The sequence below is a fragment of the Thiohalophilus sp. genome, assembly GCF_046483665.1.
Classification (GTDB): domain Bacteria; phylum Pseudomonadota; class Gammaproteobacteria; order UBA6429; family Thiohalophilaceae; genus Thiohalophilus.
In genome coordinates this window covers 93,959-107,194 of sequence record NZ_JAWOCR010000013.1, presented here as the reverse complement: position 1 = coordinate 107,194, position 13,236 = coordinate 93,959, and the positions used below count along the sequence as shown (strand labels likewise).

Sequence of the window (13,236 nt, the reverse complement as noted above, 5' to 3'; positions counted from 1 at the left end):
CACGTTTCAAGCATATCGGGATATGCCGGGCCAGGCAAAGTCGTCAGGACAGTTTTCAGGTGATACACCGTCCTTGCCTGATAAAGGTTGTCGGCACACTCGAACAAAGCTTGACGAAATAAGGCGGGCGGGGAAGGATAGGCACTTGCCCGATTCCGTCATGACAAGGAACCCGCCATGCGTTATGCCCGATGGTCCGTTGCAGGGAGCCTGATTCTGTTACTGGCCCTGCCCCCGGCGCTGGCCGATGAATCACAGCAGCGCCGGCGGGACGCGTCCCATCCTGCTACTTCGGCCGAGCGCCTGCAAACGCTGGCCCGGGACAGCGACTGGGAAGTGCGCCAGCGAGTCGCCCGCAACCGTCGTGCGCCACCCGAACTGCTGCATCAACTGGCGGACGATTCGCATCCCCAGGTACGCATTGGTGTGGCCACCAATCTTGATACAGCCGATCGGACATTCCTCAAACTGGCCCACGATCCCGAACCGGCTGTGCGCAGTGTGGTAGCCCGTTTTGAATATGTCCCGGCCAGGGCGCTGGCGATCCTCGCGACGGATAACAATGGGGAGGTTCGTCTGGAGGTGGCGCGCAACTGGAATACTGCTGTCCCCACCCTGCAGCGTCTGAGCGGGGATCCTCTGTCCGGGGTCAGTCAGATGGCGCAATTGAGCCTGGCCAAACGCCGCGAGGAAGCCGGTGAGTAAACCCTTGTTAAAGTTGTTGCTGCGACAGTCGCTAACTTTTTTCAATGAGTGATGTAACCCCACAGGCTTCCGGCGACTATCCTGCCGGTATTTCTCCTTCTGAGCTGGTCGGTGGGGCCGTGCGCCTGGTTTCCCTGCCGGAAGTTTGTTTGCGGGTCAATGAAATGGTCGAGGAACCCGAGACTTCGGCCAGTGAACTGGGCAAGGTGATCAGCCAGGACGCGAGTTTGACGGCCCGCCTGCTCAAGATTGTGAACAGCTCCTTTTACGGTTTTCCATCCCGTATCGAAACGGTTTCCCGGGCCGTGACAGTGATCGGTCTGCGTGAATTGCGCGGCCTGGTGCTGGCCGCTTCCGCAGTGGAGACCTTCTCGCGGATTCCGACCGATCTGTTAAACATGGTCCATTTCTGGCGACACAGTGTGTATTGTGCGGTGGTGGCCCAGTTACTGGCCGAAGAGTGCCATGTGTTACATAGCGAGCGGTTGTTTGTCGCAGGCCTGTTGCACGATATTGGCAAACTGGTGATGTATAACCGCCTGCCTGAACAGTCGCGCGCCGCGATCGAACTGGCCGCGGAACAGCCCTGCGGAGACTTCGAGGCCGAACAGCGTCTGCTGGGTTTCGATCACGCCCGTATCGGCGGGGAGCTGCTCAGGGCCTGGCAAATGCCCGACTCGTTATGTGCAGCGGTCGATTACCATCACCGGCCGACGGAGGCGCCGGCGCATCTGGTTGAGGCCTGTATTGTCCATATCGCCAACAGTATCACCGGCCTGGCCGAGCAGGGGCTCGATAGCAATAGTGAGGTCTATGTCCAGCCCATCGATCCCCTCGCCTGGCAGACCCTCAATCGGGATGAATCACTCATCGAACCATTGTGTCAGCGTGCCGGCCCACTATTCAGCGATGCCCTGGAAGTGATCCTGCCACGCGGTTTTCGCTCGCGCTGAGTGCCGGGCCGGGGAGCCCCCTTAACGCGCTATTATGGTGCGGTCTATACAATATTACAGTATTGCACTAAAAACGGCGCATAATGGATCCCTTGCAAGGCGTCGGGTTTTTCTAACTGCTTGTAAATACTGTCAGCGCCGAAGTGATGCGTATCTTGCTAAATCCTGAACCAACTTTGAGTATTTTCAGGATAACAAGATGGAACATTTTCAAACCGCTACTGACGTGCTGCTCATTCTTCTCGGGGGCCATCATGGTGCTGGCCATGCATTCGGGCTTTGCTTTTCTGGAAGTTGGCACGGTGCGTAAAAAGAATCAGGTCAACGCCCTGGTCAAGATCATCAGCGATTTCGCCGCCTCGACGATCGCCTGTTTTTATCGGTTACGTCATTGCCTGCGGCACGGGTTTTTTCCAGGCCGCGCCAGCGCTGACCGCAAACAGCGGTGATGAGCTGGTGAAATTTTTCTTCTTGTTGACGTTTGCCGCGGCCATTCCGGCCATCATCTCCGGCGGGCTCGCCGAGCGGACCCGCTTCTATCCGCAGCTGGCGGCCATCAACTCATTGATGGCCATGGTCGGCGGAATTCTCGCCGCGCTGGTGACGGGCAAAAATGATCCCGGTTTCGTGCATAGCGGTCCACTGGCGGGTTGGTGGCCGTCTGTGCCGGTTCCGATATCATGCATCCACCTGGTGCGCTGATGACTGGCGCGGTAGCCGGGGGCGTTGTTCGTCTGGGGCTGCATGCAGGCCCAGAACAAATGGCGTATCGATGATGTGCTCGGGATCTGGCCGTTGCATGGCCTCTGCGGTGCCTGGGGCGCACTGGCGGCCGGTATTTTCGGCCTGGAAGCCCTCGGGGGCATGGCTGGCGTCAGTTTCATGGCCCAGCTGGTCGGGACTCTGATCGGTGTGGGGATTGCGTTGCTTGGCGGGTTGCTGGTCTATGGCCTGCTCAAAGCCTTGGTCGGAATCCGTCTGAGCCAGGAAGAGGAGTATCGCGGCGCCGATCTGAGCATTCACAAGATCGCCTCCGAATCGGTCATCGACTGAGTACGGTATCAGGTCGAGCGCTCGCCGGGCTGCGCGTCGGCGGCCAGGATCCGCTCGGCGGCTTCCCTGGCGGCATCGGCATAGGGTACCAGCACCAGATCGATGTCATCCTGCGCGTACATCTGGGCATCATGACGATGGGCAGTGGAGAGCGCGATCCGGCCATGATAGCCCTGCTGGCGCAGACCACTGAGTAGCATACGGTTGATGCTTCGATCCCGAATGGTACTGATGACCCAGCGCACCCGATCCAGTGGCAGCGTGGCGAGAAACTCAGGATCCTCGGCATCGCCATAACGGGCGGCGTAGCCTTCACGGGTGTGCAGCCGGACCACTTCCGGGTCGAAGTCCACCGCGAGAATCCGGTAACCGTGGCCGCGCAGGTTGGCTGCTACAGTCGCACCGAAACGCCCCAGGCCGAACAGCAGAATGCTGGCCTCCTCGGTGTCCCCCGCTGTCTGGCCTGATTCACGGTAGGCAACCTTGCGTTCGAAGATCCCAAGATACGGGGCGAGGCGATCGTACAGCGGATGTGAATAGAGAATCATATAGGTGGAGAGACTGATCGTGATGAGCCCCACCAGGGTAATCAGGCCGACGGTCTCCTGGCCCAGATGACCGAGGCTGAGGCCCAGAGCCGCCAGGATAAGTGAGAACTCACTGATCTGCGCCACTGCCAGACCGGCCAGAAAACCGGTCCGTTTGCGATAGCCCATATAGCCCATGATGGCCATGACGATCAGCGGATTACCAATCAGCACGAAGACCGAGAAGAGTCCCGCCGCGCCCAGCTGGGCCCCGAGGGTCCCCAGTTCCAGGCTGGCACCCAGCTCGATAAAAAAGAATAGCAACAGAAAATCGCGCAGACTGACCAGACGTGCGGCCACCATTTCACGGTAGGGAGTGGAGGCGATGGAAATTCCGGCCAGAAAGGCACCCACTTCCTTGCTGAAACCCAGCGCATCACCGGCAGCGGCACCCAGCACCGCCCAGGCAATGGCAAACAGCATCAGCAACTCCGCCGAATGGGCCAGACGATGCAACAGGGCTGGCAGGATATAGCGCATTAACAGGGCCACGCTGCCCAGCATCAGCACCCCTTTGAGCAGAATGAACAGCGCTTCCTGAAGCATATTGAGATCGGTGCTGCTCTGGCTGCCAAACGCGGTCAGGGCGATCATGACCAGCACTACCACGATGTCCTGCACGATCAAAAAGCCCACCGCGATCCGCCCATGCAGGGAATCGACCTCGCGCTTGTCCGACAGCAGTTTGACGATAATGATCGTGCTGGAGAAGGTCAGGGCGACCGCCACGTAGAGGGCGGTAACATGTTCCATGCCCAGCGCCAGACCGATCAGATAGCCGATCACCGAGGTGAAAATCACCTGCCCCAGACCGGAGACCAGAGCGACCGGGCCGACGCTGCGAATGATGTGCAGGTCCAGCTTCAGGCCGACTACGAACAGCAGCAGGGCAATACCCAGGCGGGCGAACAGCTCAATCTCGCTGCTATGGGTGACCCAGCCCAGCGCCGAGGGACCCAGCAGGATCCCGACCGCGATAAAGGCGACGATCAGCGGCTGGCGCAGCCACTGGGCCAGCGCCCCGACGACGGCGGCCAGGCCAATGATGGTTCCGAACTGGACAAAGACATTTTCAAGCATTGCTCCTCCCTGGCGGTCGGGATCGTCCGGCTCGCATGGCTGCGGCCACTGACCTGAGTGTATGATAAATACAGGAGTATAGATATTTGCACTACTGGAAACGCCGGAGTGAAAATGCTACCTTTGCGCTCCCGAATTTAACTGGTTAAAAAATGGGCAAGCTTCACATACGGACTTTTGGGTGCCAGATGAACGAGTACGACACGGCCAAGATGGCCGACGTGCTGTGGGCGTCGCACGGCCTGGAGTTGACCGATCAGGTCGACGAAGCCGATGTATTGCTGCTCAACACCTGCTCGGTGCGCGAAAAGGCCCAGGAGAAAGTATTCTCCCACCTGGGTATGTGGCGCGAACTGAAACAGGCCCGCCCGGAGCTGGTGATTGGTGTGGGCGGCTGTGTCGCCAGTCAGGAAGGGGATGCCATCTTGAAGCGCGCACCCTATGTGGATCTGGTCTTCGGTCCCCAGACCCTGCACCGTCTGCCGCAGATGCTGGACGATGCACGCGCCCGCAAACGCCCGGTAGTGGACATCTCTTTCCCCGAGATCGAAAAATTCGACCACATGCCCGAATCCCGGACCGACGGTCCCAGCGCCTTTGTGTCCATTATGGAAGGGTGCAGCAAGTACTGCAGTTTTTGCGTGGTGCCCTATACCCGTGGCGAGGAGTTCAGCCGGCCATTCGATGATGTGATTGCTGAAGTAGCGGAGCTGGCCGAGCGCGGCGTGCGCGAGGTGACTCTGCTGGGGCAGAACGTCAATGCCTATCGTGGCGTGATGGATGACGGCGAGCTGGCCGATCTCGGCCTGCTGATCCAGTACGTGGCCGCTATCGACGGTATCGATCGGATTCGTTATACCACTTCCCATCCGCTGGAAATGAACGAGAGCCTGTTTCAGGCCTATGCCGAGGTGCCCGAGCTGGTCAGTCACCTGCACCTGCCGGTGCAAAGCGGCTCGGATCGGATTCTGGCGCTGATGAAACGCAAGCATACTGCCATTGAATACAAGGCGACTATCCGGCGCCTGCGCGAGGTGCGTCCGGACATCAGTCTTTCCTCGGATTTTATTGTCGGTTTCCCGGGCGAGAGTGATGCCGACTTCGAGGCGACCATGGATCTGATCGCCGAAATCGGCTTCGATCATTCGTTCAGCTTTGTTTACAGCGCCCGGCCGGGAACGCCTGCCTCCTCTTTACCGGACGATGTGCCACTGGACGTAAAAAAACAGCGACTGGCCATTTTGCAGGATCGCATCAATCAGCAGACGGCCGAAATCAGCCGCAACATGATCGGCACCACCCAGCAGATTCTGGTCAGCGGCCCTTCCCGGAAAGATCCGGGCCAACTTGCCGGGCGCACGGCCAACAATCGTGTGGTAAACTTCAAGGGTGATTCCGAACTGATCGGTGAGTTTGTCGAGGTGACGATTACCGAAGCTATGCCCAACTCCCTGCGCGGCGAACTGGTGAGCCAGTCCGTCCGCTGTGCCTGATTGCCTGTACCTTTAAGATAACCCAGATCCCGTCTTGACCAACCACGCTTTTTCCACCGATATCGTTCTCGAACCCGCTGATAATCAGCGGCTGGCCAACCTGTGTGGTCAGTTCGACGAGCATCTGCGCCAGATTGAACGGCGTCTGGGCGTGGAAGTGAACAATCGCGGCAACAATTTCCGGGTGATCGGCGACAGCCGTTCGGTGCAGGCGGCCGGCGAGGTGCTGCGCGATTTGTATGCCGAAACTGAACACCAGACCTTGAATCCGTCGCAGGTGAATCTCCATTTACAGGAGTCCGGCGTCGCTGCGCTGGTGGCGGACATCACACCGAAAGATGAGGTGATCCTGACCACCCCGCGCGGCACAGTCCGCGGGCGCGGCCCGAACCAGAAACAATACCTGGGTAACCTCAAGGACAACGATCTCAATTTTGGTATCGGCCCGGCCGGGACCGGCAAGACCTATCTCGCCGTGGCGGCGGCCGTTCAGGCGCTGGAGCGCGAGGAAGCACGAAGGCTGGTGCTGACCCGCCCGGCGGTGGAGTCGGGCGAGCGCCTGGGCTTTTTGCCCGGTGACCTGGCGCAGAAGATCGACCCGTACCTGCGCCCGCTCTACGACGCACTGTACGAAATGCTGGGCTTTGAAACGGTGGCCAGGCTGATGGAGCGTAACGTGATCGAAGTGGCGCCACTGGCCTACATGCGCGGGCGCACCCTGAACGAGTCGTTCATTATTCTCGATGAGGCGCAGAACACCACCGTGGAACAGATGAAGATGTTCCTGACCCGGATCGGTTTTGGTTCCACAGTAGTGGTGACCGGCGACGTGACCCAGGTGGATCTGCCACGCAACCAGCAATCGGGGCTGCGCCAGGTGATTGAAGTGCTGAAGGACGTGGAAGGGATCAGCTTTACCTTTTTTAACGCCAGGGACGTGGTACGCCATCCGCTGGTGCAACGCATTGTCCAGGCGTACGAGGCGCGCGGCGAAGATCCGTTGCCATGAGTATTGAAGTGGAGGTGCAGCGGATCGCGGCGACCGGCCCCCCTGACGCGGAAATTCAGCGCTGGGCCAGCGCGGCTCTGCAGGCCGAGAAGCGTGAAGAGGCTGAATTAACGGTACGCCTCGTCGAGGAAGCCGAAAGCGCCGAACTGAACGAGCAATACCGGCACAAAAGCGGACCGACCAACGTCTTGTCGTTTCCGTTCGAGTGTCCACCCGAGGTCGAACTGGCTTTGCTCGGTGATCTGGTGATCTGTGCCCCGGTGGTACAGCGCGAGGCCACTGAACAGGGCAAGCAAGAGACAGCCCACTGGGCGCATATGGTAGTACACGGCACCCTGCATTTACTGGGGTATGATCATCTGCAACAGGACGAGGCAGAAGCAATGGAGCGTCGGGAAATCAGCATCATGGAAGAACTGGGCTATACCAATCCTTACCGACTGGAAGAAGCGCAATGAGCGAAGATCGATCGGGGAACCCCGACAAAGATACCAAACCGCAAAAATCGTGGCTGGAACGGCTGGGTCAGGCCCTGCAGGGCGACCTGAAAGATCTGGACCAGCTACAGGAAGCCCTGCACGAAGCACACCGTAATCAGGTCATCGACATCGATGCCATGGCCATGATCGAAGGTGTCCTGCAGGTCTCCGACATGCAGGTGCGCGATATCATGATCCCGCGCTCGCAAATGACCGTCGTCGAACGCGATGCCGATCCCAAACAGATATTAAAAACGGTGATCGATTCCGCCCACTCGCGCTTTCCGGCCGTGGGAGAGAGCAAGGACGATGTGATCGGCATTCTGCTGGCCAAGGATCTGCTGCCCTATTTTCTCGAAGGCGAACAAAGCCGGCTGAATATTCGCGATATCCTGCGTCCCGCCGTCATCATTCCCGAAAGCAAACGACTGAACGTGCTGCTCAAGGAGTTTCGCGCCAATCGTAACCACATGGCGATCGTGGTCGATGAATACGGTGGCGTGGCCGGCCTGGTGACCATCGAGGACGTGCTGGAGCAGATTGTCGGCGAGATTGAGGATGAGCACGACTTCGAGGAAGATACGCAGATCCTGCAACATGAAAACCAGACCGCTACGGTCAAGGGCATTACGCCCATCGAGGATTTCAATCATCACTTCGGTACCGATTATAGTGACGAAGAATTCGACACGATTGGTGGCCTGGTGATCAATCAGCTGGGACATCTGCCCAAGCGTGGCGAAGTGATCGAGCTGGGGAATCTGCAGTTCCGTGTCCTGCGGGCAACCAATCGCCAGGTCCATCTGCTGGAGGTACGTCAGCTCGAAACCCCGGCGCAAGCCGAGAGCGTCGAACGCAGCAGTGCGCGGGGCGGCTGAACCCTTGTTAAGCCAGCGCCATGCCCGCTATGGCCTGGCGCTTCTGGCCGGCGCAGCCCTGCCGCTGGCGTTTGAACCGTTCGTCTTTCTGCCGCTGGCCTATCTGGCCCCGGCATTACTGTTCTATCTGTGGCTGGATGCCACGCCGCGGCAGGCTCTGTTCAGTGGCTATCTGTTCGGGCTTGGCCTGTTCGGCGTCGGTGTCTCCTGGGTGTATGTCGCCATTCATGAGTTTGGTTCTGCCTCGGTCATGCTGGCGGCCTTGTTAACTGCCCTGTTCGTCGCTTTTGTCGCGCTCTATTACGGATTACTCGGCTATCTCGCCGTGCGGATACGCAACGCGCTTGCCAGACATCGGCATCAGCGTTTATTGAGCCTGTTACTGGTTTTTCCGGCGTTGTGGATCGGGCTGGAATGGGTTCGCGGCTGGTTTTTGACCGGTTTCCCCTGGCTGAATCTGGGCTACAGCCAGATCGACAGTGGCCTGGCCGGTTATGCGCCAGTGCTGGGCAGTTATGGTCTGGGCTGGGTCACCTTGCTGGGCGCGGCATTGTTGTTACTGATCCTGCTCTATCGTAGCCGACGCAAACAACTCGGCCTGTTGCTGCTGTTTGTTGCCCTGCATCTGCTGGGTTACGGATTATTGCAGATCACCTGGACCCAGCCCGAGGGGCAGCCGCTGCGCGCGAGTCTGATTCAGGGCAACCTGCCTCAGGCCACCAAATGGGATCCGGAGGCTTTGAGCAAACGGTTGTCATTATATCGGGAACTGACCGAACAGGAATGGAACAGCGATCTGGTTGTCTGGCCGGAAAACGCGGTGAGCACTTTTTATCACAATATCAAGGATGGTTATCTGGCTGAACTGCAACAGCGGGCGCGAGAACATGACACGGATATTGTGCTGGGTCTACCTGTAATGGATCGCCAGAGCCGGGCCTATTACAACAGTCTGCTCAGCGTGGGCCGCACCCCGGGAATGTATCACAAGACTCACCTGGTTCCGTTTGGTGAATATGTGCCGCTGGAGTCGATGCTGCGTGGCATGATTGCCTTTTTCGATCTGCCTATGTCCAGCTTCAGTGCAGGCGATCCTGATCAGCCCCTGTTACAGGCCGCCGGTCATTCGGTGGCCGCCACGGTCTGTTACGAGGATGTGTTCGGTGAGGAAGTGATCCGGCAACTGCCCGAAGCGACGCTGATGATCAATGGCAGCAATAACGCCTGGTATGGTGATTCCTTCGCACCGCATCAGCATCTGCAAATTGCCCGCATGCGTGCCCTGGAAACCGGGCGACCATTATTGCGTGCGACCACCAACGGTATCAGTGCTATCGTCGATCACAAGGGTCGCCTGATTGCCCGTTCTGTCCAGTTTGAAACACATGTCACCCGGGGGGATATCCAGCCCCGACAGGGCAGCACCCCGTATATCCGTTTCGGAAACTATCCGGTTTTGCTGTTATTGTTACTCAGCGGCGTTGTACTCGTTTGGCTCGCCAGGAGCCGACCTGTCGCCAAATCCGACTGACAGAGACCAGAAACCTCCGCCAGGCAATCCGAGAGACAATGCAAACCCGGCAGAAAATTTCCCGGGTAATCGCTGTGCGCTGCGAACTGATGGCCGTCGACCTTACAATTGAGGCTCTGGGGGCATGAGCCACGCAATCCGGCAAGCCATTTCACACTTCCTTCATAGATTCGAGAATTTTTATCCGCTGCGGATTTGCGCTGCATCTTATCGCCCGTACCTGGCTTAAAGTACGGGTCAGTCCGGACTTCCGGGAACAACGGCTGGACCGTTACTGGCGACAGGCCAGCCACGGATATTATGGTTCTGTAATGGTTTCCTGTTTTGAAAGCTGGCTTTTAAATTCCCCTGGCGGAACAGGTCTGCCAATATAGTAACCTTGGATGAACTCGCATCCCATTTCCTGTAACAACAACAGAGTCTGGTGGTCTTCAACGCCCTCTGCCACGATCTGGAATCCAAGATTATGTGCCAGATCAATGATGGTTCTGACAATAGCCCGGTCATTGATGTTATTTAACATTCCCTGGACAAAGATTTTGTCTATTTTGATTTCGGTAATCGGCAAATGGCGCAGATAGGCCAGGGAAGAGAATCCCGTACCGAAATCATCGATGGATAATATGACGCCGCTGTCACGCAGAGATTCGAGCAGGCGTCGATTGGTATCGTGAGTTTCCATCAATGTATTTTCGGTGATCTCCAGAATAATCCTGTCCGGAGGCACCTGCCACTGGGCCAGACAGCGGCGAATATCTTCCCTGAATATCGGATCCTCAAAGTCACTGGAACATATATTAAGCGATATCTGCATGTCGTAGCCTTGCTGATACCATTCATGCCATTGCCGGATGGCGCCGTAGAGCATTTGCCTGGAAAGCTGACCGATCAGGCCGGTTTGTTCAGCAAGCGGTATAAAGGTAGCAGGAGGAATATAGTTATCCTTGCCGTATTCCCAGCGAGCCAGGGCTTCGGCGCCGGTGATTTGGCCGCTCTCAAGATCATATTTTGGTTGATAATAGATCTGCAGATCGTGATGTTTGATGGCATGATGTAATTCGCTGATCAATTTAAGGCGAGCGATGCTATAAGGGTTGTCTTCGTGTTTGTACAGTACAAGAGGTTGTTTCAGTGACTTGGCCCTGGACAAGGCGACTTCGGCGTTTTGTATAAGAATATCAGCCTGTTTGCCATGCTCCGGAAACACCGCCACACCGATGTTAAGCTTGGTATGAAACTGTATCTTGTCAAAACTGACCGGTCTTTCCAGTTGACGGTTGATCTGCTCGGCAAGTTCCTTTATTTGTTCCTCCCGCTCATGCTGCGCAATAATTCCGAACTCATCACTGCCCATGCGCGCCATCAGTTCATAGGAAAGTTTATTTCTGCTGAGGCGTTGGCCAATTTTTTTCAGCAGGTCATCACCATAAACATGACCCAGGGTATCATTCAGTTCCTGGAAGTGTTTGATATCAAGGATATATAGAGCAACAAACGGCCCGGAAGGCCGGGTGACAAATTTTTCGAGTTCCTGGCGTAACATGAGACGGTTGGGCAGTCCCGTCAGGTTGTCATGCATGGCATGGTAAAACAGGCGCCTGTTTTGCCGATCAAGCTGACGGTTTATCCAGCCAGCAAGGATTAACGCGCTCCATATGGCCAGCCAGAGGGTCAGCAGGGCAGCCACAATGAACCGGCTCCAGGCAGAGTAGCCTTGAAAAACCGCTAATCGGTTACTGACCAGACTGTATAGTGACAGTTGCAAGCCGTTATCAAGGGTAGTGGTTCCGGCTATAAATCGTTGATTGTCTATACGGACAAGCGAGGTATCCCCCTGGGTGTGAATATCATGGGCTGCTTTTTGCCAGTCTGCGGGCGGATTTCCCAGGATACGAATATTGCCCTGACTGTTTTGAATAACAAGGAATTCATCGGCGGCAATCAGCTTGTCGATAACGACCCCGAGAGTAAGCGATAAAGGAGCCCGGGAGGCGCGTGTTTCCTGTCCAAGCAGCCCGCCAAGGGTATGCAGACGTTGCTGGATAAAGTTGTACCCGGTGTTCAGGCGCGCATCATGCGAGGTGCGATGAGCCATGTAACCGAAAATGATAATGATACACAGAGACAGGGTACCAAAAGCGATAACCAGCCAGCCGCGTAACTGCATCAGGCTTTACTCGCCGTCGCGGGCAGTGGTTCGGGTCAGATGGTACATCGGACACCATCCCAGCAATCCGCTGAACAGATTGGCGGCGCCGAATATTCCGACCAGAAAGGAAAACAATGGATCCGGAATAATACTGGTCTCGATGAATCCCAGGTAAATCAGCAACAATCCAACAAGGCTGCGTATGCTACGTTCGATGGGACCGATATTTTTCGAGAGCTGGATCATGACGCCGACCTTCAAGTTGCGGAATCCGGATGCTGTTAGCGGATATCGGACTTTTATACCCTTATAGTTTATATGTTATGTAAAGGCAACTCCGGGTATATTTCCTGACAATTATGCCCTGATAAAGTCCTCAGCTGAGCCAGTCATCCGCCAGTGGGGCGATGAGATTTTGACGATCTGAACAGGGTCATAAATTTGGCGCCTGTTGCGTGGGGATGTCTGTTTGCCAGGCATCACGGCGAGGGGGCATGACCACAACCATGCCGCTGTGCCCGGAAATAACCGTGCCCTGTCTGGCCAACTACAAGCCGCTGCCGGGTTTGGCGCTCGATCATGCGTGAGTAAGAAGGGTCCCGCACATACTTTGGCATGTCGGATATTGTCGGTGAATTGTTGCGAACGATCTGTCCCGATCCGGGAAGGTTACGGGACATCACGCTCCGGATTATGCGCAGACACGCAGAGGGGGGGCGGTATTATTCTTGTGGCGGGCCGAAATATTTCTTGAAGACGGTAGCCCGGCATTTGGGACAGGGCGGAATGTGGCCCGGTTTTTCGAAGTGTAGCTTCTCGCCACACTGCTTGCACTGCAGGACACCGATGCCGGTGATTTCCCCGGTATGCCATTCGCCGACCCGACGGGCCCGCTCGGCCAGCAACTCCAGTTCCAGCCGGGTTCGATCCGCTACGGCGGCAAACATTTCGGCGAATTTGGATTCGGCAAACTGGAGATCGAACTGGAGCCACTCCTTGAGCTGGCGACCATTCTCGCTCATGAAATCTGCCGCTTCTTCCACATCACGGCGCACATATTCGCGGACTCGTTCGGCCTCCTCGCGGCTGAGCTCGCCCATCTCCGAAGCCTGTTGCATCGCTTTGTCGAGGCGTTCCTGCAGCGGTGGCAATGCTTTTTCTTCTACATCCGTCCACGCGTCGCGCAGGTGGTGCATCATATCGCGGTAGGCCTTGAGCAGCCGATCCTGAGTATCGTTCATGGTGTCGATTCCTTATTTTTTTCAACCAGATAAGGTTATCTTGGGTCCGCTGGCCGGCACTTGCAAGCCCCGGGGGCC

General features: G+C 56.9%; 11 protein-coding genes and 1 pseudogene. 8 read left to right on the top strand and 4 right to left on the bottom strand.

Features of this window, described 5'->3' with window-relative positions:
- The first annotated feature begins 177 nt into the window (after positions 1-177).
- The 3 genes and pseudogenes from R6U90_RS03675 to R6U90_RS03665 all read left to right on the top strand — a co-directional run bounded on the left by R6U90_RS03675 (position 178) and on the right by R6U90_RS03665 (position 2,711).
- Positions 178-705 carry a hypothetical protein gene (locus R6U90_RS03675; RefSeq protein ID WP_410351307.1) on the top strand — a complete coding sequence of 176 codons (528 nt, stop codon included), beginning with the start codon at positions 178-180 and terminating at the stop codon, positions 703-705.
- A 44-nt stretch (positions 706-749) separates the two neighbouring features.
- Entirely contained in the window at positions 750-1,658 is a 909-nt protein-coding gene (locus R6U90_RS03670; RefSeq protein ID WP_410351306.1) for an HDOD domain-containing protein, read from the top strand.
- A 199-nt stretch (positions 1,659-1,857) separates the two neighbouring features.
- Positions 1,858-2,711: pseudogene (locus R6U90_RS03665) on the top strand (ammonium transporter).
- A gap of 8 nt (positions 2,712-2,719) precedes the next feature.
- Here R6U90_RS03665 and R6U90_RS03660 read toward each other — a convergent pair.
- Entirely contained in the window at positions 2,720-4,378 is a 1,659-nt protein-coding gene (locus R6U90_RS03660; RefSeq protein WP_410351305.1) for a cation:proton antiporter, read from the bottom strand.
- Between the two features lie 152 nt (positions 4,379-4,530).
- Between R6U90_RS03660 and miaB the strand changes: the two genes are divergently transcribed.
- The 5 genes from miaB to lnt are packed head-to-tail and all read left to right on the top strand — an operon-like array spanning position 4,531 to position 9,768.
- Positions 4,531-5,871 carry a tRNA (N6-isopentenyl adenosine(37)-C2)-methylthiotransferase MiaB gene (gene miaB, locus R6U90_RS03655; RefSeq protein ID WP_410351304.1) on the top strand — a complete coding sequence of 447 codons (1,341 nt, stop codon included), beginning with the start codon at positions 4,531-4,533 and terminating at the stop codon, positions 5,869-5,871.
- A gap of 34 nt (positions 5,872-5,905) precedes the next feature.
- Positions 5,906-6,880, top strand: a complete 975-nt coding sequence (locus R6U90_RS03650) for a PhoH family protein (RefSeq protein ID WP_410351303.1) — start codon at positions 5,906-5,908, stop codon at positions 6,878-6,880.
- Positions 6,877-7,338 carry an rRNA maturation RNase YbeY gene (gene ybeY / locus R6U90_RS03645; protein ID WP_410351302.1) on the top strand — a complete coding sequence of 154 codons (462 nt, stop codon included), beginning with the start codon at positions 6,877-6,879 and terminating at the stop codon, positions 7,336-7,338. Before R6U90_RS03650 ends, ybeY begins: the two co-directional genes overlap by 4 nt.
- On the top strand, positions 7,335-8,237 hold the full coding sequence (locus R6U90_RS03640; RefSeq protein WP_410351301.1) for an HlyC/CorC family transporter: 903 nt from the start codon (positions 7,335-7,337) through the stop codon (positions 8,235-8,237). Before ybeY ends, R6U90_RS03640 begins: the two co-directional genes overlap by 4 nt.
- On the top strand, positions 8,221-9,768 hold the full coding sequence (lnt, locus tag R6U90_RS03635) for an apolipoprotein N-acyltransferase (RefSeq protein ID WP_410351300.1): 1,548 nt from the start codon (positions 8,221-8,223) through the stop codon (positions 9,766-9,768). The genes R6U90_RS03640 and lnt overlap by 17 nt, the downstream gene beginning before the upstream one ends.
- A gap of 298 nt (positions 9,769-10,066) precedes the next feature.
- Here the strand turns inward: lnt and R6U90_RS03630 are convergent, their stop codons facing one another.
- The 3 genes from R6U90_RS03630 to R6U90_RS03620 form a co-directional block, all read right to left on the bottom strand.
- Positions 10,067-11,935, bottom strand: a complete 1,869-nt coding sequence (locus tag R6U90_RS03630) for a putative bifunctional diguanylate cyclase/phosphodiesterase (protein WP_410351299.1) — start codon at positions 11,933-11,935, stop codon at positions 10,067-10,069.
- 6 nt (positions 11,936-11,941) lie between these two features.
- Positions 11,942-12,163, bottom strand: coding sequence for a DUF2892 domain-containing protein (locus tag R6U90_RS03625; protein WP_410351298.1), 222 nt, complete (start codon positions 12,161-12,163; stop codon positions 11,942-11,944).
- A gap of 476 nt (positions 12,164-12,639) precedes the next feature.
- The gene (locus tag R6U90_RS03620; protein ID WP_410351297.1) at positions 12,640-13,158 is read right to left on the bottom strand and encodes a zinc ribbon-containing protein; all 519 of its coding nucleotides are present in this window, start codon (positions 13,156-13,158) and stop codon (positions 12,640-12,642) included.
- Positions 13,159-13,236 lie beyond the last annotated feature (78 nt).

Bases quoted from the DNA above. Each gene is read 5' to 3' on its own strand.
- R6U90_RS03670 (WP_410351306.1), top strand. From the start codon at position 750: ATGAGTGATGTAACCCCACAGGCTTCCGGCGACTATCCTGCCGGTATT.
- R6U90_RS03640 (WP_410351301.1), top strand. From the start codon at position 7,335: ATGAGCGAAGATCGATCGGGGAACCCCGACAAAGATACCAAACCGCAA.
- R6U90_RS03675 (WP_410351307.1), top strand. From the start codon at position 178: ATGCGTTATGCCCGATGGTCCGTTGCAGGGAGCCTGATTCTGTTACTG.
- R6U90_RS03620 (WP_410351297.1), bottom strand. From the start codon at position 13,158: ATGAACGATACTCAGGATCGGCTGCTCAAGGCCTACCGCGATATGATG.
- R6U90_RS03625 (WP_410351298.1), bottom strand. From the start codon at position 12,163: ATGATCCAGCTCTCGAAAAATATCGGTCCCATCGAACGTAGCATACGC.
- R6U90_RS03630 (WP_410351299.1), bottom strand. From the start codon at position 11,935: ATGCAGTTACGCGGCTGGCTGGTTATCGCTTTTGGTACCCTGTCTCTG.
- R6U90_RS03660 (WP_410351305.1), bottom strand. From the start codon at position 4,378: ATGCTTGAAAATGTCTTTGTCCAGTTCGGAACCATCATTGGCCTGGCC.
- ybeY (WP_410351302.1), top strand. From the start codon at position 6,877: ATGAGTATTGAAGTGGAGGTGCAGCGGATCGCGGCGACCGGCCCCCCT.
- miaB (WP_410351304.1), top strand. From the start codon at position 4,531: ATGGGCAAGCTTCACATACGGACTTTTGGGTGCCAGATGAACGAGTAC.